This window comes from Pseudomonas sp. A214 (genome assembly GCF_900156295.1).
Taxonomy (GTDB): Bacteria; Pseudomonadota; Gammaproteobacteria; order Pseudomonadales; family Pseudomonadaceae; genus Aquipseudomonas; species Aquipseudomonas rhizophila.
The window spans coordinates 2,277,596-2,301,158 of the sequence record NZ_LT707062.1 but is presented as its reverse complement, the minus strand read 5'-3'; the positions used below and the strand labels follow the sequence as shown (position 1 = coordinate 2,301,158).

Below are 23,563 nucleotides of genomic sequence, written 5' to 3'. Positions count from 1 at the left end.
GGGTGGTTTGTGAAGTCACAGCCACGTTAACCAACCGTCCCTGAATGGCCCTTGAACGTTCTCTGAACCTGCGCTGAATGAATCGGCTAAAGTGTTCTGTCTCACCCCCTGCACTTATCAAGGAGATCCGTCATGCACAGGTTGCTTGCTGTTGTACTTCTGGCCTTTAGCGCCGCGAGCCACGCCGCCATCCAGACCCAGGAGATTCCCTACACCAGTGCCGACGGCACCAAACTGATGGGTTACTACGCTTACGACGACGCGGTCAAAGGCCCGCGCCCGGGCGTGGTGGTGGTACATGAATGGTGGGGGCTGAACGATTATTCCAAGCGCCGCGCCCGTGACCTCGCGGGCCTGGGCTACAGCGCGCTGGCCATCGACATGTACGGCGACGGCAAGAACACCGAGCACCCCAAGGACGCCATGGCGTTCATGCAGGCGGCTCTCAAGGACGGCAAGGCGGCCAGTGCGCGGTTCCAGGCCGGCCTCGACCTGTTGAAGAAACAACCCCATACCGACCCGGACAAAATCGCCGCCATCGGTTACTGCTTCGGCGGCAAAGTGGTGCTGGATGCGGCGCGCCAGGGTGTTCCACTGGCCGGCGTGGTGAGTTTCCACGGCGCGCTGGTCACCAATACCCCGGCAACACCGGGCAGCGTCAAGGCCAAGGTCCTGGTCGAACATGGCGCGCTGGACAGCATGGTCACCCCGGACAACGTCACCGCGTTCAAGAGCGAAATGGACAAGGCCGGTGCCGACTACACCTTCGTCAACCTTGAAGGCGCCAAGCACGGCTTCAGCAACCCCGACGCCGACCGCCTGGGTCACGGCGAACATGGCGGGCCGGATATTGGCTACAACAAGCAAGCCGATGAAAAGTCCTGGGCGGACATGCAGAAGTTCTTCAAGAAGATTTTTGGCTGAACCCCATCCTTCAGCTGAAACACCCCCCTGTGGCGAGGGAGCAAGCTCCCTCGCCACAAAGCTTCACCCGCTCACAATCTTTATGCCCCACTACCCAGCCTCAAGCCAACCCGGCAAAATGCCGGGCATGAATGCTCTCCCCGCCCTGCCCGCCTGCTGCACGCCCCTGGACGATCAATGGCTGTTGCCTCAAGTCCTGCCCGATACCCTGCTGCTGAGCACCCGCTTCGATCCGTTGTTGCTAAGCGCTGATGATTTTCCGAACAGTGCCATCGAGCCGCCCGCGAGCATCCAGCGTTCGGTGGCCAAGCGTCAGGCGGAATTTCTTGCCGGGCGGATCTGCGCCCGAGCGGCCCTTCATCAGTTGGACGGCCAGACGTGCGTGCCGGCCATCGGTGACGACCGCGCCCCGGTATGGCCGGCCCATGTCAGTGGCTCAATCACCCACAGCACCGGCCGGGCCGCGGCCATCGTCGCCAGAAAACAGCACTGGCAAGGGCTGGGCATGGACCTGGAAAACCTGCTCGATCCCGAGCGGGCCGAGCGCCTGGCCGGTGAAATCCTCACCCCGCCGGAACTGCTGCGCATGGCCGCGACCGCGCAAGATGACCGAGCATTGCTGGTGACCCTGACCTTTTCCGTGAAGGAAAGCCTGTTCAAGGCGCTGTACCCGATCGTCAGGCAGCGCTTTTATTTCGAACATGCCCAAGTGCTGGAATGGACCCACAGCGGACAGGTTCGGCTGCAGTTGCTCACCGACCTGTCGGCCGAGTGGCGTCATGGCAGTGAACTGTCGGCGCAGTTTGGTGTGAAGGATGGGCAGTTGTTGAGTCTGGTGGGGATCAAGGCCTGAGATTTGTCGCGTTTTTCAGCCCCTTATCGCGAGCAGGCTCGCTCCCACAGGAGACTGCATTTCAATGTGGGAGCGAGCCTGCTCGCGATAAGGCCCGCACAGGCGCCACACCTTCAAGACCTGTCCTGATGCCGCGGCCAGCTCAAGCTGAAGCAGGCCCCACCCAGACTCTTGCTCTTGCCGATCAACGCCCGGCCATCGTGCCAGTGGATGATCCGCCGCACGATCGACAACCCCAACCCATGACCACCTGAAGCACGGGCACGGCTGTCGTCCAGGCGCAGGAAGGGCTTGAAGATCCGCTCCCACGCCGCCTCCGGCACGCCGGGCCCGTCGTCCTCGACGTCCACCCGACAACGCAACTGACCCACCTGGTAACTGACCGTCACCCGGGAGCTGGCGTGACGCATCGCATTGCTCACCAGGTTCTGCAGGGCCCGATGCAGGAAGCGCGGCTCGGCCTCGACCCAGGCGCCATCGCAATCAGCGGCAGACAGGCACAGGCCGCGCTCGACCGTAATCCCGGCCCGAAGCGGTCCCAACTCTTCAATGACCTGATTGACCAGCGCATCCAGATCCACGCGCTGGAAGTTCAGGGCCGGCGATCCCTGCTCCAGTCGCGCATAGGTCAGCATCTCGTCCACCAGCCGATCCAGGTCTTCGATGTCGTGATCCATGCCCGCCAGGTATTTGTCCCGGGCCTGGGGCGTGGTAGCGCTGCCGATCATCTCCAGGCCAAAACGCAGGCGCGCCACCGGGGTGCGCAACTCATGGGACACCGCACGCACCAGCTCCCGCTGAATCGCCAACAACTGCTGCAAGTGTTCGGCCATGCCGTTGAACGCGGCGGCCAATCGCCCTACCGAGTCAGCACCGCGAGCCGGCACCCGGGTTTCCAGGCTGCCCTGGGCGATCTGGGTGGCGGCCGATTCCAGACCACGCAGGCGTCGCTCCAACTGGCGCACCAACAGGTAAACGATCAGCCCGATCAGGCTCAACCCCAGCGCCGCGATCAGCACCAGCCACTCAGGCGGATAAGGGTTCATCTGGTACAACGGGCCGATTTCCAGCACCCACGGCGTACCGACCATGCCGGCGAACACCCGGATCGAGTCACCGCCCTTGCCCAGCGCCATGACCGTGTCGCCCTCGGCCACGCGCCGACGCTGGTCTTCGTCCATGTCCGCCTGCGTAATGGGCATCAGCCGCAGGTCAAACCCGAAGCCTTTTTCCTGCTTGAGTTGCGCCAGGCGTTCAGGCTGCTCGGCCACCGGGTAACGCACCAACTCATCGGCCAGCAGGTAGATAGTTGCCCGGGCCAGTTGCTCGCTGATCTGACGGACCTCCCCGACCAGCATCAGTTTTTCAGCGTCGCTGACCAGCCGATAAACTTTCGCCGCATGGGGCCCGGTCTGCTCCACCAGGGCCTGGCCGCGCATGACACGGGTGCGCTGGCCGAGATCCAGATCGGTCTGGGCGTAAGTCTGCAACGCCAGGGGAATGCCCAGCAGGCGTTCCCACACCGCCAGGGCCCGGCGTCGCTCGGTGTCGTTCATGGGCCGCAGATTATCGGCCATCAAGGAAAACGTGCCGTGGGCCAGACGCTCGCGGTACTGCTCACTGCGAGTCTGGTTGAGCAAATGCAGGGCCAGCACGCCGAGCACCGCCACCAGCACCAGGGCCGCGCACATGCCGCCGTAAATGCGCAGGAAGATCGAGTTCACGACGTCGGGTCTACGCAAGCTTCAGGAACGAACAGATAACCCTTGCTGCGGATGGTCTTGATCAGCCGTGGATGGTCCGGGTCGTCGCCGATCTTGGGACGGATGCGCGAGATGCGCACGTCGATGGAGCGGTCCTGGCCGTCATAACCGATGCCACGCAGGGCGGTGAAGATCTCTTCCCGGGACAGGATGCGCCCGGCGTTGGACACCAGCAGCCACAACAGATCGAACTCGGCACTGGTCAGCTCAATGCCGTGGTCTTGCAGCCAGGCTTCGCGCAAGGCGTTGTCCACTACCAGCGGGCCGAATTGCAGACGCCGTGGCTTTTGCGACGTGGCCGGTTCCGGTTCGCTGCGTCGCAACAGAGCCTGGACGCGGGCCAAGAGCAAGCGTGGCCGCACCGGCTTGCAGACGTAATCGTCGGCGCCCAGGTCCAGGCCCTGGATCTGATCGGTGTCGTCGGTGCGGGCGGTGAGCATCAGGATCGGCCCGTCGTAATGCTCGCGCACCTTGCGGCAGATGCTCAGGCCGTCCTCGCCGGGCAGCATCAGGTCGAGGATCACCAGGTCCGGTTGCTCGGCAATGATCCGCGCCGCCGCCACCGCACCGTTGCCTTCAATAGCCACGCGCAGGCCGTTGCTTTCCAGGTACTCGCGAGTCAGCTCGGCCAGCCGCTGGTCATCCTCGACGATCAATACCTGCCAGGCTTCTTGTTCCACGGGGGGGCCTCGTCTTGTTGTGTATATAGAAGAAAGGATAGGCACCTGACTTGTGGCGAGGGAGCTTGCTCCCTTGCCACAAGACGTCCGCTCCAAATATAGAATCCAGATCCCCCGTCTTTTTGTCATGTTAAAGGAGGATAAGCATGCCCATGCACGGGCCGATTGTATAAACGCCGGCCCTGCATAAAACAAGCGGACAAATGCGTTCGGTCGCGCGGGACTTGTATGGTAACGTCCGCGCCCGCAAAAACCATCGGGCTGTTTTCGGATCGTTAAAACGATGAAAAAAGGTCCACTCCAGCAAGGTCGCGGCCTACAGAGCTGTTCCACGTTTCGCACACAAATTACGCACAGGCTTATCCACAGGTAGCACGTTGCATTCATCCCCCAAAACGCATTATCTTGTAGCCCGTCGCGTAAAAAACCCTACATGTAGGGTTTTCGACCAAAAACCAAACACAAGTCGGACAGATAATTCAAGCGCTTTTCTTGCCTTTGTCCGACTGAAACACCGCATTCCCCCAAGACCAGACCGCCCCTTGCGGATGGCCATCGTTTCAAGGTCAAAACGACCAGAACGGTACGGGTGTTGCAGTCCATTGCAGGCACCTCTGCAATCCGGTTTCGAGCCCAGGCTCGAAGCCCAGAACTTCGGAAGGAAGCGGTATTCAGGCCTGCTTCCTACTGTCCCGAAGTTGTTATACCCGGCGCCAGTCGGTTGTAGTGCTTCAGGACGGAACGGTGGGCACCGTGATGGTGCCCAAACAAACATAGAGAATGTGGAGACACCCATGCACACCGACACAACTCGCGAGAACCCGCAGGGCACCGCGCCGCTGGCCGCTGATTCGAACTCGGATCTGGCCGCTACCGCGCCTGGCCAGCTGCGTGTGATCAAGCGTAACGGCACTGTCGTTCCTTACACCGATGACAAGATCACCGTCGCCATCACCAAAGCGTTTCTCGCAGTTGAGGGCGGCACCGCCGCCGCTTCGTCGCGCATCCACGACACCGTGGCCCGCCTGACCGAGCAAGTCACCGCAACCTTCAAGCGTCGCATGCCGTCGGGTGGCACCATCCACATCGAAGAAATCCAGGACCAGGTCGAACTGGCCCTGATGCGTGCCGGCGAGCAGAAAGTGGCGCGTGACTATGTGATCTACCGTGATTCGCGCGCCAAGGAACGTGCCACCCGCTCCCCGGCCGACGCACCGGTCCAGGCCCACCCTTCGATCCGCATCGCACGCGCCGACGGCAGCCTCGCGCCGCTGGACATGGGTCGCTTGAACACCATCGTCACCGAAGCCTGCGAAGGCCTGGAAGAAGTCGACGGCGACCTGATCCAGCGCGAAACCCTGAAAAACCTCTATGACGGCGTCGCACTCAAGGACGTCAACACTGCACTGGTGATGACCGCGCGGACCCTGGTGGAACGCGAGCCGAACTACTCCTTCGTGACCGCCCGCCTGCTGATGGACACCCTGCGTGCCGAAGGCCTGAGCTTCCTGGAAGTCGCCGAGAGCGCGACCCACCACGAAATGGTCGACCTGTACGCCAAGGCCTTGCCGGCCTACGTCGCCAAGGGTATCGAATTCGAATTGCTGAACCCGGTACTGGCCGAGTTCGACCTGGAAAAGCTCGGCAAGGCGATCAACCACGAGCGCGACCAGCAGTTCACTTACCTGGGTCTGCAAACCCTGTACGACCGTTACTTCATCCACAAGGACGGTATCCGCTTCGAACTGCCGCAGATTTTCTTCATGCGCGTGGCCATGGGCCTGGCGATCGAAGAGAAGCAGCGTGAAGACCGTGCCATCGAGTTCTACAACCTGTTGTCGTCCTTCGACTACATGGCCTCGACCCCGACGCTGTTCAACGCCGGCACCCTGCGTCCACAACTGTCGAGCTGCTACCTGACCACCGTACCGGACGACCTGTCGGGCATCTACGGCGCCATCCACGACAACGCCATGCTGTCCAAATTTGCCGGCGGCCTGGGCAACGACTGGACCCCGGTTCGCGCATTGGGCTCGTACATCAAGGGCACCAACGGCAAATCCCAGGGCGTCGTACCGTTCCTCAAGGTAGTCAACGACACCGCAGTCGCGGTCAACCAGGGTGGCAAGCGCAAGGGCGCGGTGTGTGCCTACCTGGAAACCTGGCACATGGACATCGAAGAGTTCATCGAGCTGCGCAAGAACACCGGTGATGACCGTCGTCGTACCCACGACATGAACACCGCCAACTGGATCCCTGACCTGTTCATGAAGCGCGTCTTCGACGACGGCAAGTGGACCCTGTTCTCGCCATCCGAAGTTCCAGACCTGCATGACCTGACCGGCAAGGCTTTCGAAGAGCGCTACGAGTACTACGAAGCCCTCACCGAGTACAACAAGATCAAGCTGTTCAAAGTCGTCCAGGCCAAAGACCTGTGGCGCAAGATGCTGTCGATGCTGTTCGAAACCGGCCACCCATGGCTGACCTTCAAGGACCCGTGCAACCTGCGCAGCCCGCAGCAGCACGTGGGCGTGGTCCACAGCTCGAACCTGTGCACCGAGATCACCTTGAACACCAACAAGGACGAGATCGCCGTCTGCAACCTGGGCTCGATCAACCTGCCGAACCACATCGTCGATGGCAAGCTGGACACCGCCAAGCTGCAACGCACCGTGAACACCGCCGTGCGCATGCTCGACAACGTGATCGACATCAATTACTACTCGGTGCCGCAGGCGAAGAACTCCAACTTCAAGCACCGTCCGGTCGGCCTGGGCATCATGGGCTTCCAAGACGCCTTGTACCTGCAGCACATCCCGTACGGTTCGGACGCTGCGGTCGAGTTCGCCGACAAGTCCATGGAAGCGGTCAGCTACTACGCGATCCAGGCTTCCTGCGACCTGGCCGACGAGCGCGGCTCGTACGAGACGTTCCAGGGTTCGCTGTGGTCCAAGGGCGTGTTGCCGCTGGACTCGCAACAGATCCTGATCGAACAGCGTGGCCAGAAGTACATCGACGTTGACCTGAACGAATCCCTGGACTGGGCACCGGTTCGCGCCCGTGTACAGAAAGGCATCCGTAACTCCAACATCATGGCCATCGCTCCGACCGCCACCATCGCCAACATCACTGGCGTGTCGCAGTCGATCGAACCGACCTACCAGAACCTGTATGTGAAATCGAACCTGTCGGGCGAGTTCACCGTGATCAACCCGTACCTGGTTCGCGACCTCAAGGCCCGCGGCCTGTGGGACTCGGTCATGATCAACGACCTGAAGTACTACGATGGTTCGGTACAGCAGATCGAGCGCATCCCGCAGGAGCTCAAGGAGCTCTACGCCACCGCGTTCGAAGTGGACACCAAGTGGATCGTCGACGCGGCCAGCCGTCGCCAGAAGTGGATCGACCAGGCTCAGTCGCTGAACCTGTACATCGCCGGTGCCTCGGGCAAGAAGCTGGACGTGACCTACCGCATGGCCTGGTACCGTGGTCTGAAAACCACCTACTACCTCCGTGCCCTGGCCGCCACCAGCACCGAGAAGTCGACCATCAACACCGGCAAGCTGAACGCTGTTTCCAGCGGCGGCAACCACGGTGACGATTCGGTCCTGGCGGCTCCAGCCGGCCCGGCACCCGTGCCAAAGGCCTGCGCGATCGATGAGCCGGATTGCGAAGCTTGCCAATAAGCTGAGTGGGTGGGCGCTGCAAGGCGCTTGCTAAAGAAGCCCCCGATAGACCGCTGGTTTATTGGGGGTTTTCTTTTGCCTTGAGAAAAGTAGCGACTGGGCTGACCCCATCGCGAGCAGGCTCGCTCCCACATATGTTCCGGTTCGTTCGCAAGATTTGCGCTCACTGAAAATCCCTGTGGGAGCGGCTTTGGTTCAGCCAGTGACCACATTGGAATGCGTCCACCTGTGGGAGCGAGCCTGCTCGCGATGAGGCCGGGACAGCCACCCCGAAAACACCCACCCACAAAAAAGCCCCTCTTGCGAGGGGCTTCTTGTGCAGCGTTCAGGCAACCATCGATATCAGGCCATCTGAATGATGGTCTGCATGATGGTGCTCTGGGTGGAGATGGTCTTGGCGTTCGCCTGGTAGTTGCTCTGGGCCTTGATCAGCTCGACCAGTTCATTGGTCAGGTTGACGTTGGACTCTTCCAGGGAGTTGGAGACGATCGAACCCAGGGTGCCGGTTTCCGGAGCATCGTAGCCCGGGATACCCGAGGCGAAGGTTTCTTTCCAGCCGCTGCCGCCTACCGGTTGCAGGCCTTGCTCGTTGGTGAAGCTGGCAAGGGCGAGCTGACCGATCGGCTTGGTCTGGTTGTTGCTGAAGTTGGCCAGCAGTACACCGCTACCGTCGATGGTCAGGTTGGTGATCTGGCCAGTGGCGTAGCCGTTCTGGGCAGGAATCGAACGCGCGGTGTCGGCGTTGAACTGGGTGGTGTTGGCCATGGAGACGGTGATAGTCGACGAACCGGCGCCGTTGGCGGTCCACACACCGTTGGTCACGGTGCCAGGCACCCAGCCAGTGAGTACCAGATCGTTGTTGATGGTCGCAGGCGGGGTGCTGACCTGGACCAACTTGCCATTCGAGTCAAAGGTCATCGTCGAAGGAACGGGGGCGTTCGGCGCAACCGGCGCACTGCCATTGAGGTTACGGCCATCGATCAGGGTGTAGACATCCCACGTGTTGGCGCCAGTCTTGACCATGTACTGGTCCATCGAGTGCTGGTTGCCCTGGGTATCGTAGACAGGGGTGGTGAATTGCTTGGTGAACGTGGCGGTATCGGTTGGATCGAATACGTAGGGAGCCGCCTGGGAAATCGGCGTTGCCGTCGAATTCAGGTTAATCGTCGACGAAACCAGGCTGGTCGCTTGCGGCGGCAGGTTGGAAGTGTCGATGCGCAGGTCGGTCAGAATACCGTTGAGGATGTTGCCATTGGCATCCACGCCATAGCCCTGCAAACGCGCAGTGCCATCGCTGTTGGTGATGAAACCTTCCTTGTCGGTCTTGAACGTACCGGCACGGGTGTAGCTCAGGGAACCGTCGTTGCTCAGGACAAAGAAGCCCGAACCCTGGATGCCCATGTCCAGCACGTTGCCGGTGTTGTTGACGTCACCCTGGCTGAACTGCTGGGAGACGTTGGCCAGGCGCACGCCGTTACCGACGGTCTTGGTGCCGCTGCCCAGCCTGGTGGCCGAGTAGACGTCTTCGAATTCCGCACGGGACGATTTGAAACCGGTGGTCGCCACGTTGGCGATGTTGTTGCCGGTCACGTCCAGGTGCTTGTTGGCTGCATAGAGACCGCTAAGGCCGATGTTGAAAGACATGTTGCACTCCTTTTGCCGGTTTAGTCGGCTCTACATACCAATAGTTTGTACTTTGGACAGGGCGATGCTGCCCAGCCCGGCCAGGTTGAGCATCAGCTCACCGCCCGTCTGGCTGATCGTCACGCTGCTGACGGTCGCCGGCAGGTTGGTGATCAGCGACACGGGCTTGTCGTCGATAGTGGTCGAAGCGGTGAAGGTGTAAGTACCCGACTCAAGGGTGGTGCCCGCATCGTTCTTGCCATCCCAGATGAAGGCCGAATTACCGGCATTCTGGCTACCCAGCTCGATCGTACGAACGGTCTTGCCGTCCTTGTCCGCGATCTTGATCGCGAGCGAGGACACCGAGGCTGGTACCACCACCGTGCCGTTGAGGCTCTTGGAGGTATCGACCACAGCCTTGTTACCCGGGGCTATGACCGAACGGCCCACCAGTGACGAGGCTTGCAGGGCCTGGGACGAGTTGTAGTTGCCGGCAATACCGCTCACGGTTTCGTTGAGTGTGGTGATGCCTTCCAGGCTGCTGAATTGCGCCAACTGGGCAACGAACTCGCCGTTATCCTGCGGCTCCAGCGGGTTCTGGTTTTTCAGCTGGGTGACCAGCAGTTGCAGGAACGCATCCTTGCCCAGTTCCTTGGAACCGGTAGCCGCATTCGTCGCCGAGGCCAGGCCATCGGTGGTGGTGTTGGTCTTGACCGAGGAGTTGGCCAGAATCTCGTTGAGGCTCAAACCACTGGTGGTGTTGGTGACGCTCATGTGACTCGCCCCTTATCACTGACCGAGGGTCAGGACCTTCTGCATCATGGTTTTGGCGGTGTTCATCATTTCGACGTTGGTCTGGAACGAACGACTGGCGGAAATCATGTCGGCCATTTCTTCAACGACGTTCACGTTCGGGTAATAGACGTAGCCCTTGGCGTCGGCGGCCGGGTGGTTCGGCTCGTAGCGTGCGTCGAGGTTGCTCTGGTCTTCGACCACGCCGAGCACCTGCACACCCTGCCCTGCGGCGTCCTGCTCCTGGAACAGCGAGTCGCTGCCGCCGGATTGGCCGCCCTGGAACATGGTGGCGAACACCGGGTGACGGGCACGGTAGGTCTGGTCGATGCTCGACGACACGGTCTCGGCGTTGGCGATGTTACTGGCGACGGTGTTCAGACGCGTGGTCTGGGCACTCATGGCGCTGCCGGCAATGTTGAATACGCTCGCAATCGACATGACTTACTCTCCGCGCAGGGCCGATACCAGCCCTTTGAATTTGCTATTGAGCAGGGTGAAGCTGGCCTGGAAGTTCACGGAGTTTTCCGTGTAGTTGGACTGTTCCAGTTGAGCGTCCACGGTGTTCTGGTCGATCGAAGGCTGCATCGGCGTGCGGTACATCAGCGACTCATCGGCATTGCCCAGGCCTTCGGCTTCGATGTGACGGCTGTTGGTCATGTTCAGGGCGAAGTGGCCGTTCTTGGCCTTCTCGTTCTGCTCGGCGAGCACTTTGGAGAAGTCCAGGTCCCGAGCCTTGAAGTTCGGGGTGTCGGCGTTGGCGATGTTGTTGGCCAGGACTTCGGCACGCTGGGCGCGGAAGCTCAGGGCCTTTTCGTGGATGCCGAGCGCTTTATCGAAACTGATGCTCATGTTGGAAACCTTCGGGTGACCAGAATTTACGTACGATGGACATAGCAAGCGTCGTGCCACTTTCAAAAAGCCCATAAACCGGGGCTTTGCGGGCATCGGCAAAGCGGCAATGCCAGAAAAGCGGCAATCGGTTTCCGCTGGCTGCCGCTTTTCTGCCGCTTCTGCGACACCGACGACCTTGTGGGAGCGAGCCTGCTCGCGATAACGGTGGGTCAGTCACCATGGATATCGCCTGTGATACCGCTATCGCGAGCAGGCTCGCTCCCACAAGGGGATAGGGGTGACAGGGAAAAATCAGCAGGCAAAAAAAACGGGAGCCTTTGCGGACTCCCGTTTTTTTGCCAACCCAAGCAAATCACTTCGCCTGATAGATGATCCCTGGACTGCACTGCACCATCTGGTAGTGGTCCGGCAAACCGTTCAATGCCTCGGAGGCGCCGAGGAACAGGTAGCCGCCCGGTTTGAGCGTGCTATGGATGCGCAGCAGGATGTCTTTTTTCACTTCGGCAGAGAAGTAGATCAGCACGTTGCGGCAGAACACGATGTCGAACTTGCCCAGGCTGGCGTAGCTGTCCAGCAGGTTGAACGAACGGAACTCCACGCGGCTCTTGATCGGCGCCTTGACCACCCATTTACCCGGCCCTTTGGGGTCGAAGTAGCGTTGCAGGCGATCAGGCGACAGGCCGCGGCCGATGGCCAGGCTGTCGTATTCGCCGGTCTTGCAGTTATTGAGCATCGTCCCGGACAAATCGGTGGCGACGATTTGCACGCCCATTTTCAGCTGGCCGATATTGGTCCGCTCGAACTCATCGATGGACATCGACAGCGAATAGGGTTCCTGTCCCGACGAACAGGCCGCCGACCAGATCCGCAAGCGTTGCCCCGGACTGGCCTTGATGGCCGCCGGCAGCACCCTGTTCTTCAACACCTCGAACGGATAGGTGTCGCGAAACCACAGGGTTTCGTTGGTGGTCATGGCATCCACCACCATCTCGCGCAACCCACTGCGCGGCTGGGTCTGGATGCGCTGGACCAGTTCGCCCAACGATTTCAGGCCCTGTTGCTCCATCAACTTATTGAGACGGCTCGACACCAGGTATTGCTTGTTTTCACCAAGCAAAATGCCACAGGCTTTTTCCAGGAAGACCCGGAACTGTTCGAAATCCAAATTACCCGTAGACAAAATACCGCCTCTTTCATCGTATTGACTTGCCGGGCGCACAACGCGCCCGACCTTTATTCTGCAGCCTTGATGCGCTCGACTACCCGGGAAGCCAGGTCATCGGGCCGGAACTTGGCCAGGAAATCATCGGCCCCCACCTTCTTGACCATCGCCTGGTTGAAAACACCGGACAACGAGGTGTGCAAGACAATATGCAGCTTTTGCATGCGCGGGTCGTTGCGGATTTCCGACGTCAGGGTGTACCCGTCCATCTCCGGCATTTCAATGTCGGAGATCATCATCAGAAACTCCTCTTCCGGCTTCTTGCCCTCTTCCACCAGCTTGCGCAGGTAATCCAGGGCCTGGCGTCCGTCGTTCAACGCTACCACTTCGACACCGACCGTTTGTAGACAACGGGTCACCTGCTTACGTGCCACCGAAGAATCATCAACCGTCAGGACCCGCAGCGAAATCGCCTTGTGCTGGGTTTCGGCGTCGACCACCCCCACGGAAATCGTTTCCGGGGTCGGTGCCACTTCGGCGAGGATTTTCTCCACGTCGATGATTTCCACCAACTGGTTATCGACCCGGGTCACCGCCGTGAGGTAGTGATCGCGACCGGTGCCCTTGGGCGGCGGATGGATCTCTTCCCAGTTCATGTTGACGATGCGCTCCACCGAGCGCACCAGGAAGCCCTGGGTCTTGGTGTTGTACTCGGTGATGATCACGAACGGATTGCTCTGATCCAGAAGCCGCCCCGAACCGGTCGCCATCGCCAGATCGAGAATCGGGATGGTCGCTCCGCGGATATTGGCCACACCGCACACGACGGGGCAGGACTTGGGCATCAGGGTCAGCTTCGGGCACTGGAGCACCTCGCGGACCTTGAATACGTTGATCCCGTACATCTGTTGGCCGTCGAGACGGAACAACAACAGCTCCAGGCGATTCTGACCGACCAGCTGAGTGCGCTGGTTTACCGAATCCATTACTCCCGCCATGCCCTGACTCCTACCTAACGCTAATGTGTCCGACGCGCATTCATCACTAAACGGCACGGGGCTTGCTATTGAACCGGCATGAACGCACAAACGACATTTTTTCGACGCCTGACCACTCACTGCCGCCACTGGCTCGGTGCACTGTTGGCTGCCTGCCTGCTCGCTTTGGGCGGCCCTGCCTTTGGTGCTGTTCCGGTTACCTTGCCTGATCTCCTTATCGGCGTCACTCAGGGCTTTCTTGAATTCACCGTAGAAGACTACCTGGCAACCAGTCAAACCGAAGGTCGCTACGAAATCGAAGTCAACCAGCTCGACCCGCGCCTGCGCATGCCCATGTGTGACAAGGAATTGACTGCGTCTCTGGAGAGCCCGGCCAGACCACTGGGCCGGGTCACGGTAAAGCTGCGGTGCGACAGCGCCGCGCCCTGGACGGTGTTCGTGCCCGCTCAAGTGCGCCTGTTTCGCGAAATCGTCACCACCACCCGTCCGCTCAAGCGGGCCGGGATCGTCGAGCCTCAGGACGTGACACTGCGTGAACGGGATGTCAGCCAGATCAACCAGGGTTTCCTCACCTCCGTCGATCAGGCCATCGGTCAGAAACTTGTCCGACCAATGGTCGCCGACCAGGTCATTACCCTGGTCCACCTGGAACAAGCCGAAGTGGTGCGCAAGGGCGATCAGGTGGTCATCACCGCCCGCAGCGGGACCCTGGCCGTGCGGATGCCGGGCGAGGCTTTGTCCAACGGCGGCATGCGAGAACAGATTCGGGTAAAAAACCTTAATTCCCAACGTGTTATCAAGGCGCAGGTAATGGCCCCAGGCCATGTGGAAGTGGCTATGTAGAGATCGGGTGGAAATGGGTAGAGAGCTGGCGCTTGCCCACGGTGTTCCCTAGACTGTGCCTTACGCAAAGGCAAGCGCAGACGTGCGCACGTTCATTGAATAAATGAGCCTAAAGTTTTTTTGGGGATGGCCGAAAACATGGCAAGCGTCCAAATACCCAGAGGTTTTTTACCATGGTCATCGATTTCAATCGTTTAAACAGCTCTTCACCGCTAACAGGCACTACGCGCCCTAACGCCAGCAAGGAAACCGTCGAAACCGACAAATCCGTGCCGGCCGAACAAGCCGCCACTGTCAGCAACGGGGAGTCGGTACACCTCAGCAATGAGGCTCAGCAGTTGCAGAAGGTCACTGACAAGCTGCGCGATCAACCTGTCGTCGACAACGCCCGTGTGGCCGAGTTGAAAGCAGCAATCGCCGATGGCAGCTATAAAGTCGACAGCAACCGTGTAGCCAGCAAACTGCTCAACTTCGAAGCCCAGCGCTAGGCCAACGCCTGCGCCAGGCTTTTGGACGCTTAAGACCTAAGGCCAGCCATGCACGACACTAATTTGTTGCAACTGATCACCGACGACTTTGCCCCGGCGCAACAATTGCTGGAGCTATTGCAGGCCGAGTCCCTGGCATTGCACGGTCGCGACATGCCGTCGCTGGAGAATATCCTGGCGCAGAAACAGGCATTGATCATTCTGCTCGATCAGCATGGCCGCAAGCGCAGCGAGATCCTCGCCAGCCTCAACCTGCCCGCCAATCGCGATGGCCTTGAGCAGCTGGCCAGCCAGTCGTCGGTGGGCGATCAACTGTTGTCCCAAAGTGAAGTGCTCAACGACCTGCTCGCTCAATGCCAGGCCGCCAACATTCGCAACGGACAGTCGATCCAGGTTCAGCAAGCCGCCACCGCCAACCAGTTGCGCATTCTCAACGGCGGTGAAATCCCGACGCTCTATGACGCTCGCGGTTCGACCGCCAAGATGGTCAAGCACCGCCCGCTCAGCCAGGCATGAAACGAACAGTGCCGGCGCTCTATCAACGCGCGACACATGCTGGCAAAATGCTGGCTACTCGTCGTATTTTGCCTGGAGATTGACCCACCGTGTTCAATGCCTCAAACGCGGATGATGCTCCGCAGCCGCCCAAGGTCCTCGCCACGCCCCTGGAAATTTCCGGCAACCTGCGGATGCTGCAAGATAGCCATGACCCGCTGATCATCACCTTCCACGAACGCAGCCAGCGCTTCCAGAGCTATCTGGTCGATGTCGACCGGGAGCGTAACGCCCTAGCCCTGGATGAAATGATCCCCCGGGACGGCGAACGCTTCCTGTTGGCGGGCGAGCCGTTTCGTGTCGAGGGTTTCCATGATGGCGTGCGCATCGCGTGGGAAAGCAACGGCCCTTTGACCATCGATGAGTCCAGCGACGGCCGCTGCTATCGCGGCGCCTTGCCTGACGAAGTGGTTTACCACCAACGCCGCAACGCCTTCCGCGCCGCCCTCAAGCTGGCGCAACTGGTAAGCGTCGAGCTGGGCGGTGACAAACTCAAGTCACCGGTTGACGGCAAGCTGCTGGATATTTCCGCCACAGGCTGCAAGTTGCGCTTCGAAGGTGACATTACCGCACGCCTGCAATTGGGCCAGGTCTACGAGCGCTTTATCGCGGCATTGCCCTTCGGCAACATGACCGCACCGGTCGAACTGCGCTATCTGCATTTCGAAGAAAGGATCAACACCACCTTCGCCGGCGTACGTTTCCACAACATCAGCGGCCTGGTGCAACGGCAGGTTGAGCGTTTCGTGTATCAGCTACAGCGCGAAGCCCGTCGTTTCGACAAAGACGACCTCTGATTTTCGACACGTAAAAAAACGGGCAGTCCCTTGCGGTGACTGCCCGTTTTTTTATGACTGGCTCAAGGCCTGGCCTGAGTGAAATCGGGGCTCGACGGCTCGTCGTTCGCCTCTTCGGCGGCAACTTCCTCCATGACGGGTTCTTCGTCGGCCGGTTCTTCCGTCGGCACAGGATCGACGTGCATCTGCTCCTGCACCACTTGTTCGTCCACCCGGGGATCGAGGCACGCCACCAGAGGCGAACTCGACATGCTGTCCGGCATCGCCACGTGATGCAGCGGTGCGTCGTCGACCTGATGCAGGTTGGTCACCGCCTTCGGCCGGATTCGCCACACCAGCACCAGGGCGAAGAAGGCAAAAAAGGCATAGAGCATCTGGCTGCCGAACATCTTCATCAGCACCCCCGCTACCAGCGGCCCGATACTGGCGCCAACCCCATAGGTCACCAGCAGCATGGCCGTCAGGGATACCCTTCGATCAGCTTCGACGTGGTCGTTGGAAAACGCCACCGCCAACGGATACAGGCAGAACTGCACCAGCGAACAGAAGAACCCCGCGACGAACAGCACCTCCAACGGCACCGTCGGCAATATCGCCAAGGGCAGCGCACAGACCGTCAGCACCAGTGCAAAGCAGCGGATCAGCAGCGCCCGGTCATATCGATCGGAGAGCCAGCCCAGGGGCCACTGAACCAGCAATCCGGCAAAGATGCAGCTACCCATGAACAGACCAACCTGCTCGGTCGACAGCCCCTGCTGAGAAGCGTACAGCGGCGCCAGGCCATAGAACGAACCGACGATCAGCCCCGAGCCCAGCACCGTACTCAATGACTGCGGCACTCGCTTGATGAAAAAGCGCGGCTCCATGGGCGCCGGGTGCAGCGCCGCCGGGTGAATCCGCCGGGTGAGTGTCACCGGCACCAGACACAAGGCGAAGCACAGCGCCACCAGCATCAGCAACTCAAGCCCCAAGGCCGGGTGCATGACCAGAATCAACTGACCCAGCACCAGGCCCAGGTAGGAAGCGATCATGTAACCACTGAATACCACGCCACGCTGCTTGGCATCGGCCTGCTCGTTGAGCCAGCTCTCGATCACCATGTACTGGCACATCATGCCCAGGCCGACAATTACCCGCAGCACGATCCAGGCCGGCAGCCAATCCACCAGGCCATGGCCCAGCACCGCCGCACCGACAATCCCGGCGCAGGCCGAATAAGCCCGGATGTGCCCGACGCGGGCGATCAGCCGGTGGCCGATCTTGCCCCCCAGCACCAGGCCGAAATAGTTGGCGGCCATAAGCGCACCGACCCACAGGCTGTCGACATTGTCGGCAGCCAGGCGCAAGGCCAGGTAGGTACTCAGCAGGCCCGAGCCGATCAACATCATCAGCGAGGCGAAATACAGCGCTCGAAAAGGTTTCCAGATTTGGCGCATCGGCGTTCCGAGCGGCTCCTTGAGATGAGTACGGGCTATTTAGAAGATAGCCCGAATGCGACGTTTGGTTATGCCTGGGCCGCTAGAACACGCCGCTCCCAGGGAGTAATTTCATCAAAGAAGCTGGTCAGCTCCATGGTCTTCGAAGCGATGTAGCCTTCGATGAACTCCGTACCGAACAGTTCCTTCGCCAGATGACTACGCTTCAGACGTTCCAGGGCTGCATGCAAGGTACATGGCAGCGAAAGATTGTCCGGCACTTGGAATTCGCCCTGGATCGCGGCGCTCGGCTCCAGGCGATTTTCGATGCCATAAAGCCCCGCAGCCAGACTGGCGGCAATCGCCAGATAGGGGTTGGCATCGGCACCCGGCAAGCGATTCTCGACCCGACGGGCCGCCGGCGAACTGGCGGGAATCCGCAACCCGGCCGAACGATTGTCATGGGACCAACAGGCATTGTTCGGTGACGCAAAAGGGTGACACAGGCGCTGGTAGGAATTCACGTTCGGCGCGAACAGCGCAGTGAAATCCGCCATGCCAGCCTGTTGCCCGCCGATGAAATGCCGGAACGCCGCCGTCGGCTCGCCCGCTTCGTCGCTGAACACATTGCGGTCGCTGTCCAGCTCGACGACGCTCTGATGAATATGCATCGAACTGCCCGGCGTATGGGCCAGGGGCTTGGCCATGCAGACCACGGTCAGGCCGTGTTTGAGGGCAACTTCCTTGAGCAGGTGCTTGAACAGGAACGTCTGGTCGGCCAGCAACAGAGGATCGCCGTGAAGCAGATTGATCTCGAACTGGCTCACGCCCATTTCATGCATGAAGGTGTCGCGGGGCAAGCCCAGCGCCGCCATGCATGCATAGACCTCTTTAAAGAACGGTCGCAGGCCGTTATTGGAACTGATGCTGAACGCCGAGTGACCGTCTTCACGCCGTCCGTCCAGGCCCACAGGCGGCTGGAACGGCTGGGTCGGGTCCGGGTTGGGGGCGAACACGAAAAATTCCAGCTCGGTCGCCACCACGGGCGCCAAGCCGAGGGCGGCATAACGAGCAATAACCTGTTTGAGCTGACCGCGCGTGGAGAGCCGGGAGCTTTCACCAGTCAGCTCATCAGCGTCGCAAATCGCCAAGGCTCGCGGCTGTTCGCTCCAGGGCAAGCGGTGAATGTGTTTCGGGTCGGCCACCAGCGCCAGGTCGCCGTCGTCGCTGCCATAAAAACGCGACGGCGGATAACCGCCCATGATGCACTGCAACAGCACACCCCGCGCCATCTGCAACCGTCGACCCTCGAGGAAGCCCTCGGCAGTCATCACCTTGCCTCGTGGCACGCCATTCAAATCCGGGGTGACACACTCAATCTCATCAATGCCCGTCAGTCGCTGCGCGAGTGAACACTGGCCATCGGTCGTCATGACGCAATCCTTGTTATGTGCGAGCCGCTAACGGCAACCCGTACAAAATAGGCTTCGGGTGTTCGGAATATCAAGCGGCCCAAGACAATAAACAATAAGCCCTGGAATACTGGGTGGGAGCGAGCCTGCTCGCGATAGCGTCGGGTCAGCCAATGCTGAGTTGACTGATACACCACTATCGCGAGCAGGCTCGCTCCCACAGGGGGTTGTGTCGACTGATTTATGAGTGCCGGGCAGGCTCAGGGCAGATAAATCCGGAACACGCCCCCGCCCAACGCGCCGCCATTGGCAATCTCGGTACGCCCGCACAGGCCGCCACGCTGATGCAACCCGGCGATCCGCGCGGCGAAGTACAAGCCCAGTCCGGTGCTGCCGCTGCTGTGATTGATGCCCTGCACATACTCGGCCTGACGCTCGATCATCTCGGCCGGGTAGCCTTCGCCGTCGTCATTGATGGTCAGCACCAGTTGCCCGGCCTCGTCGCTCGCACTGATCAGCAACGCCTGGCGCGCGTGGCGGATGGCATTGTTGATGCTGTTATCGAGCACCGACGCAATCAGCTCACGATCGAAAAAACCCAGGGGGCTCAGCGGGTCGACCTCGTAGGTGACCATGATCCCGCGACTGCGGAACACATCCTGATGACCGGCCAGTTGCGCCTCGATAAAGTCATCCAGCTCGTGATAGGCCGGATGCAGCGGCAACTGGTTGACCCCCAGCTTGTACAACCCCAGCAACTGCACCAGCAGGCCATTGAGGTGGGCGAACTCGAACTCCATGACGCCCTGCTCCGAGGTCTGCCGCTCGGATTCGGGCAAACGCTCAAGCCACTGGGTATGAGCCTGCATGAGCAAGGTCAGGGAGTTTTTCATGTCGTGCACGGTAGACGCGATCACCGTGGAAAAATCGAGAGCCTGTTCGCTGTCATTCATCGCCAAATGCCTTGCTTCGCAGTTTCTGATAACGCGCAAAACGCGCATCGGTGTCGGGCATCATGCCCACCAGTTTCAGGCAGGCGCGGCACTCCTGCAGCAGCTCCGATTCCACGCTGGTATCGGTGCCATGCAACAGTGACTGCGCCATGTTCAAAGCAATACTGATGTTCTTCGGTTGCATCTTCAGGGCTCGACGGAACAGCTCTCGCGCCTCGGGCAACGCGCCGGTCTTGTAGACGCGCACACCTTCACGGTTCAGCTCGGCGGCGGCATTGCCTTGATTGAGGATATTCGGATCGTCGGTCAGCTTGGCGATGCCTTGCATCACCGTCGGATCATCGCCATAGATCTCCGCGCAGTTCTTGAGCATCGACTCGCCGGCGCTGGTTTGGCCGAGCATCTGCAACTGCTTGGCCACCAGCAACGCGGCCTCGGCGCTCATGAACTGCTCCATGCCGTCGAGGCGCTGCAAGGCCTGCTCGGTGAGCTTTTCGGCGGTTTCGGCATCGTTGAGCAACAGGCTCGTGGCCTTCATCAACCGCGCACGCACCTGCAACCCAGGATCGTTGAGATTTTCCTTGGCCACGGCGCTGAGGGTGGTGTTGATTTCCAGCCGAGTGCGGGTATCCAGGCCTTTTTCGCTGCCCTTGCTGATCAGTGCATGGGCCAGGCCCAGGTTGCTTTCCGGGTCCTTGAAGCGCGACTGCGCGCCCTGCCCCACCGCTTGGCGATAGGCCTTGGACGCGGTCTCGAAATCTTCGTTGGTCATTGCCAGCTTGCCCAGCAGCGACTGCCGTCGCACCGCCAGTGGCGATAGACGAACCGCCTCTTCCAGCACGTGTTGCGCCTGCTTCGTATCGCCTTCGGCCACCAACACTTCAGCCATCCCGTCATACAACGCCGGCATCATCGGGAATACTTTCAAGGCCTTCTCATAAACATCCTTGGCCTGCCCCACCTGGCCACGCTTGAACAACAACTTCCCCAGCCCCGCATAAGCCCACGGCAAAGGACGGTCAGCCAGGATGGTGTTGTACAACCGCTCAAGGGCTTCGTTCTGGTTCAGGTCCCGCAGCGCATCAGCCCGATAACGCAGACACAACGGCCCGTAGCGCGGATCCTGCTTGCACAGGGCGATACAGGCATTGAGCACCTCCATCGGCTTGCCACGATCCAAGGCTTGCAGGATCGGCTTGAGCAGGGTCTTGCGCTGCTCCAGCCGTTCCAGCCGCTGAGCCAGCCCCGAGCGATTGAACGGTTTGGTCAGGTACGCATCCGGCTCATGCTCCAGCGCACTGAGCACCATCGCCTGACTGCTTTCAGCCGTCACCATGAGAAACACACTTTCATGGCTGATCAGCTTCTCGACCATCAGGTCTTCCAGCACCTGCTGACCGTTCTTGCGGCCGTCGCCCAGGTGATAATCCTGCAAAATAAAGTCATAGCGCTTCTGCGAGCACATGCGCAGCGCCACTTCACCGGTGTCAGCGGTGTCCACGTCCTTGACGCCCAGCTCACGCAACATGGACCGGACGGAACTGCGGAAATCCGAGAAATCATCGACGATCAGAAAACTTTTTTGGTGGTACGCCAGCATCGAGGATGTCCAGGCAAGTAAAAAGATGCACCCAATGGCAAAACAACGAAACGCCGTGTCACCGCCCGGTGTGGCGCGCATTGCTAGCCGTTTTCGCGCGCCGAAACGCGATAGAAAACAGGGCTCATCAGGGTATCGGCAGGAAATGGCGTTCCGTTAAGAGATTGTGTGAGGTGGTTCCGGGACCCATCGGCTACCTGCCGGGCATGGAACAGGTGGACCGGGGACATGGTTAACCTCTGCCTGGCCGTGACCTTGAACAGCTTGGTTGGGCGGTTCAGCCCTTAACAAAAGGCCAGCTCTTGGGTTAGGGACTGTAGGCTCTCAGCATCAATGCCCTCCACGACAGTGAATAGCTGGTCGGGGGATGGCTTCTTGTCAGGCTGGGCGGGCTTGGGGTTCAGATAGGAATCGATGACACGCTCGGCGTTGGCGTCGGCTGCGATGTCCAGATGCAGCGGGGGAACGGGAGGGTCTGGTATGAGTTTGTCCATGGAATACCCCTAACGTAAGTGGGAGCCGCCACGTCCGCTGCTAAACGAGTGGGTGGCAGCCGTGCGCAGGTTAGCAGACCGGTACGTTAGGAAACCGGCGCACCCGAGGATGCCCTGCGCATAGCTGCCATAAGAATTCGGGCAACAAAAATGCCCGCATTGAAGGCAGTTGCCATGCGCCTAACGTGATTCCGAGCTGCTAAACCCGACCGCTAATTGGCAGCGGTGGACAAAGACTAGGCACCGGAATCAGCAGGCGCAAGGGACTGGAATTTTCTAGGAAATGTCCTACAAGTCAATGGGGAATATTCTTTCCGTCGGTTCCTACGGCGAGCTGGTTTAGTCGTTCCAGGCCGAAAAAATTGCGTATAGTCCCGCCCGCCGCCTTGCCGCAATCCGCTTTGGTAAACCGCCGTTTCTAGAAGGAGCTTGAATTTGTACAAGGGATTTACAGGAGTCGTTTTTCTGTTACTGGGCGGCTGCTCGCTGCATCCATATTCCAAGGATGAGCTGTTGAACACCGGCACAACCAGCCCCGAGTATTGCCTGACGCAAGAGCGGGCGGTGGTGGAAGAACGCGTGCAAGGCTACCTGAACCACTGCTTCCACCCCCAAGTAACCGAGCTCAACACCGGCGCAAGACTCGTCAACACCATTCAATTGAAAGTCGACCGGAACGCCGAAAGAAGTGACATGGTGCTGTGGGCGCCAACAATTTACGGAAGCCAGTTCTATATGAACCTGATCGTCTCGGAAAAGAACCCCGCCTGCAAAACCACCATGACCGCCGTGGCTTCAGGCTGGGGATTCGCGCGAAACTTTCCGAAGATCCTGGAAAGCGCAAACGGGGAAGACCCGTGGTGCCCGCTATAACCTCCACCAATTGATTAATCAACTGGCTCTCGTGGCAAGGGAGCTTGCTCCCGCAGGGCTGCGCAAGCAGTCCTCGCGCCGCTATAGGTATGTCACGCCCCCCTTCGCTTATCAAACAAGCTGCCCCCTCTACTGCCATCAACGCCTCGCTTAAATCAGCTACGTTGCCGCGGCATAAAATCTTCGATGCTCTTGTTTCTCAGTTGCAGCAGAGACATAACGAATTCTGGCTCGACCCCCATCAGAAACTCCATAGCGTCGTAGATTTTCCATTGATGTATTTCGGGGCGATCTATTATCGAGCTGAGGTGCTGTTTAACAAACGGGATGTACTCCGGATACCGCTCACGCTTTAAGAAGGCGAAAGCGTCAGATATTTCAAAGGGTTCCGTTCCTGCCAACTCGATGATAGTAGACAGTGGTAAAAAAACTTGAGCCCTAGCGACTTCCCTTTGTCCCCTGTCGACCATATTTGCGAAGTACATGGTTACAGCCATGAGGATCTGGCGATAAGTATCATCGTATCCATGCAACCTGTGGGGGTAGGTATTTTTGATAAGTTCCGGCTTTTCCATGCTTTCGCTTAATGCAACCAACCCCTCGAAAATCCCCCAGCTAGTCAACAATTTTGCAGCTTCGAAGCGCACAACATCATCATCTGAATTGCGAAGCAAATCCAACACTGCAGTCATTCTTTCCTGCGGTATATCTTCGGCATCCAGCTCACCTGCCTCGGCGGCATAATCAGCATGATCCGGTATGCCGTGGAGTAGGTCGTAGGTTTTCCGATCCACAAT

22 protein-coding genes are annotated in these 23,563 nt (G+C 59.7%); 8 read left to right on the top strand and 14 right to left on the bottom strand.

Annotation, left to right across the window (positions count from 1 at the left end; genetic code table 11):
- The first annotated feature begins 132 nt into the window (after positions 1-132).
- Both BW979_RS10320 and BW979_RS10315 read left to right on the top strand, forming a co-directional pair.
- On the top strand, positions 133-924 hold the full coding sequence (locus BW979_RS10320; protein ID WP_047228751.1) for a dienelactone hydrolase family protein: 792 nt from the start codon (positions 133-135) through the stop codon (positions 922-924).
- A 127-nt stretch (positions 925-1,051) separates the two neighbouring features.
- The gene (locus BW979_RS10315) at positions 1,052-1,777 is read left to right on the top strand and encodes a 4'-phosphopantetheinyl transferase family protein (protein ID WP_197685215.1); all 726 of its coding nucleotides are present in this window, start codon (positions 1,052-1,054) and stop codon (positions 1,775-1,777) included.
- A gap of 113 nt (positions 1,778-1,890) precedes the next feature.
- On the opposite strand, the gene BW979_RS10310 is transcribed toward BW979_RS10315, so the two are convergent.
- Together BW979_RS10310 and BW979_RS10305 are read right to left on the bottom strand one after the other, a co-directional pair.
- The gene (locus BW979_RS10310; RefSeq protein ID WP_047228753.1) at positions 1,891-3,501 is read right to left on the bottom strand and encodes an ATP-binding protein; all 1,611 of its coding nucleotides are present in this window, start codon (positions 3,499-3,501) and stop codon (positions 1,891-1,893) included.
- Positions 3,498-4,220 carry a response regulator gene (locus BW979_RS10305; RefSeq protein ID WP_047228754.1) on the bottom strand — a complete coding sequence of 241 codons (723 nt, stop codon included), beginning with the start codon at positions 4,218-4,220 and terminating at the stop codon, positions 3,498-3,500. The genes BW979_RS10310 and BW979_RS10305 overlap by 4 nt, the downstream gene beginning before the upstream one ends.
- Positions 4,221-5,014: 794 nt before the next feature.
- On the opposite strand from BW979_RS10305, the gene BW979_RS10300 reads away from it, so the two are divergent.
- The gene (locus BW979_RS10300) at positions 5,015-7,906 is read left to right on the top strand and encodes a ribonucleoside-diphosphate reductase subunit alpha (RefSeq protein ID WP_047228755.1); all 2,892 of its coding nucleotides are present in this window, start codon (positions 5,015-5,017) and stop codon (positions 7,904-7,906) included.
- A 342-nt stretch (positions 7,907-8,248) separates the two neighbouring features.
- Here BW979_RS10300 and flgE read toward each other — a convergent pair whose 3' ends face one another.
- From flgE to BW979_RS10270, 6 genes are all read right to left on the bottom strand, one after another.
- Entirely contained in the window at positions 8,249-9,550 is a 1,302-nt protein-coding gene (gene flgE, locus BW979_RS10295) for a flagellar hook protein FlgE (RefSeq protein WP_047228756.1), read from the bottom strand.
- A 30-nt stretch (positions 9,551-9,580) separates the two neighbouring features.
- On the bottom strand, positions 9,581-10,303 hold the full coding sequence (gene flgD, locus BW979_RS10290) for a flagellar hook assembly protein FlgD (RefSeq protein WP_047228757.1): 723 nt from the start codon (positions 10,301-10,303) through the stop codon (positions 9,581-9,583).
- Positions 10,304-10,318: 15 nt separating this feature from the next.
- Entirely contained in the window at positions 10,319-10,762 is a 444-nt protein-coding gene (gene flgC / locus BW979_RS10285; protein ID WP_014339780.1) for a flagellar basal body rod protein FlgC, read from the bottom strand.
- Between the two features lie 3 nt (positions 10,763-10,765).
- On the bottom strand, positions 10,766-11,173 hold the full coding sequence (gene flgB / locus BW979_RS10280) for a flagellar basal body rod protein FlgB (RefSeq protein WP_047228758.1): 408 nt from the start codon (positions 11,171-11,173) through the stop codon (positions 10,766-10,768).
- Positions 11,174-11,528: 355 nt separating this feature from the next.
- Entirely contained in the window at positions 11,529-12,356 is an 828-nt protein-coding gene (gene cheR / locus BW979_RS10275; RefSeq protein ID WP_047228759.1) for a protein-glutamate O-methyltransferase CheR, read from the bottom strand.
- Between the two features lie 53 nt (positions 12,357-12,409).
- Positions 12,410-13,336 carry a chemotaxis protein CheV gene (locus BW979_RS10270; RefSeq protein WP_076383746.1) on the bottom strand — a complete coding sequence of 309 codons (927 nt, stop codon included), beginning with the start codon at positions 13,334-13,336 and terminating at the stop codon, positions 12,410-12,412.
- Between the two features lie 78 nt (positions 13,337-13,414).
- Between BW979_RS10270 and flgA the strand changes: the two genes are divergently transcribed.
- The 4 genes from flgA to BW979_RS10250 all read left to right on the top strand — a co-directional run bounded on the left by flgA (position 13,415) and on the right by BW979_RS10250 (position 16,019).
- Positions 13,415-14,179, top strand: a complete 765-nt coding sequence (flgA, locus tag BW979_RS10265; protein WP_047228761.1) for a flagellar basal body P-ring formation chaperone FlgA — start codon at positions 13,415-13,417, stop codon at positions 14,177-14,179.
- A 173-nt stretch (positions 14,180-14,352) separates the two neighbouring features.
- Positions 14,353-14,667 (top strand): flagellar biosynthesis anti-sigma factor FlgM, encoded by a 315-nt coding sequence (gene flgM, locus BW979_RS10260; RefSeq protein WP_076383745.1) that lies wholly within the window; start codon positions 14,353-14,355, stop codon positions 14,665-14,667.
- Positions 14,668-14,715: 48 nt separating this feature from the next.
- Entirely contained in the window at positions 14,716-15,183 is a 468-nt protein-coding gene (locus BW979_RS10255) for a flagella synthesis protein FlgN (RefSeq protein WP_047228763.1), read from the top strand.
- An 89-nt stretch (positions 15,184-15,272) separates the two neighbouring features.
- Entirely contained in the window at positions 15,273-16,019 is a 747-nt protein-coding gene (locus BW979_RS10250) for a flagellar brake protein (protein WP_047228764.1), read from the top strand.
- 62 nt (positions 16,020-16,081) lie between these two features.
- Here the strand turns inward: BW979_RS10250 and BW979_RS10245 are convergent, their stop codons facing one another.
- From BW979_RS10245 to BW979_RS10225, 5 genes are all read right to left on the bottom strand, one after another.
- Positions 16,082-17,455, bottom strand: coding sequence for an MFS transporter (locus BW979_RS10245; RefSeq protein WP_076383744.1), 1,374 nt, complete (start codon positions 17,453-17,455; stop codon positions 16,082-16,084).
- A 68-nt stretch (positions 17,456-17,523) separates the two neighbouring features.
- Positions 17,524-18,765: a glutamine synthetase family protein gene (locus BW979_RS10240; RefSeq protein WP_172833816.1), complete on the bottom strand. Its 1,242-nt coding sequence runs from the start codon at positions 18,763-18,765 to the stop codon at positions 17,524-17,526.
- Positions 18,766-19,106: 341 nt separating this feature from the next.
- Positions 19,107-19,799, bottom strand: coding sequence for a sensor histidine kinase (locus BW979_RS10235; RefSeq protein WP_047228767.1), 693 nt, complete (start codon positions 19,797-19,799; stop codon positions 19,107-19,109).
- Positions 19,792-21,399: a tetratricopeptide repeat-containing response regulator gene (locus tag BW979_RS10230; protein ID WP_047228768.1), complete on the bottom strand. Its 1,608-nt coding sequence runs from the start codon at positions 21,397-21,399 to the stop codon at positions 19,792-19,794. The genes BW979_RS10235 and BW979_RS10230 overlap by 8 nt, the downstream gene beginning before the upstream one ends.
- 284 nt (positions 21,400-21,683) lie before the next feature.
- Positions 21,684-21,893 (bottom strand): hypothetical protein, encoded by a 210-nt coding sequence (locus BW979_RS10225; RefSeq protein ID WP_223194580.1) that lies wholly within the window; start codon positions 21,891-21,893, stop codon positions 21,684-21,686.
- Positions 21,894-22,328: 435 nt separating this feature from the next.
- On the opposite strand from BW979_RS10225, the gene BW979_RS10220 reads away from it, so the two are divergent.
- Complete coding sequence (locus tag BW979_RS10220; protein WP_047228769.1) at positions 22,329-22,766, top strand: hypothetical protein; 438 nt, start codon at positions 22,329-22,331, stop codon at positions 22,764-22,766.
- A 155-nt stretch (positions 22,767-22,921) separates the two neighbouring features.
- On the opposite strand, the gene BW979_RS10215 is transcribed toward BW979_RS10220, so the two are convergent.
- Entirely contained in the window at positions 22,922-23,560 is a 639-nt protein-coding gene (locus BW979_RS10215; RefSeq protein WP_047228770.1) for a hypothetical protein, read from the bottom strand.
- Between the last annotated feature and the right edge of the window lie 3 nt (positions 23,561-23,563).

Coding starts and splice junctions, on each gene's coding strand:
- BW979_RS10300 (WP_047228755.1), top strand. CDS start 5,015: ATGCACACCGACACAACTCGCGAGAACCCGCAGGGCACCGCGCCGCTG.
- BW979_RS10270 (WP_076383746.1), bottom strand. CDS start 13,336: ATGGCGGGAGTAATGGATTCGGTAAACCAGCGCACTCAGCTGGTCGGT.
- flgE (WP_047228756.1), bottom strand. CDS start 9,550: ATGTCTTTCAACATCGGCCTTAGCGGTCTCTATGCAGCCAACAAGCAC.
- flgA (WP_047228761.1), top strand. CDS start 13,415: ATGAACGCACAAACGACATTTTTTCGACGCCTGACCACTCACTGCCGC.
- flgM (WP_076383745.1), top strand. CDS start 14,353: ATGGTCATCGATTTCAATCGTTTAAACAGCTCTTCACCGCTAACAGGC.
- BW979_RS10245 (WP_076383744.1), bottom strand. CDS start 17,455: ATGCGCCAAATCTGGAAACCTTTTCGAGCGCTGTATTTCGCCTCGCTG.
- flgC (WP_014339780.1), bottom strand. CDS start 10,762: ATGTCGATTGCGAGCGTATTCAACATTGCCGGCAGCGCCATGAGTGCC.
- BW979_RS10320 (WP_047228751.1), top strand. CDS start 133: ATGCACAGGTTGCTTGCTGTTGTACTTCTGGCCTTTAGCGCCGCGAGC.
- BW979_RS10230 (WP_047228768.1), bottom strand. CDS start 21,399: ATGCTGGCGTACCACCAAAAAAGTTTTCTGATCGTCGATGATTTCTCG.
- flgB (WP_047228758.1), bottom strand. CDS start 11,173: ATGAGCATCAGTTTCGATAAAGCGCTCGGCATCCACGAAAAGGCCCTG.
- BW979_RS10235 (WP_047228767.1), bottom strand. CDS start 19,799: ATGAATGACAGCGAACAGGCTCTCGATTTTTCCACGGTGATCGCGTCT.
- flgD (WP_047228757.1), bottom strand. CDS start 10,303: ATGAGCGTCACCAACACCACCAGTGGTTTGAGCCTCAACGAGATTCTG.
- BW979_RS10315 (WP_197685215.1), top strand. CDS start 1,052: ATGAATGCTCTCCCCGCCCTGCCCGCCTGCTGCACGCCCCTGGACGAT.
- BW979_RS10255 (WP_047228763.1), top strand. CDS start 14,716: ATGCACGACACTAATTTGTTGCAACTGATCACCGACGACTTTGCCCCG.
- BW979_RS10240 (WP_172833816.1), bottom strand. CDS start 18,765: ATGACTGCCGAGGGCTTCCTCGAGGGTCGACGGTTGCAGATGGCGCGG.
- BW979_RS10225 (WP_223194580.1), bottom strand. CDS start 21,893: ATGGACAAACTCATACCAGACCCTCCCGTTCCCCCGCTGCATCTGGAC.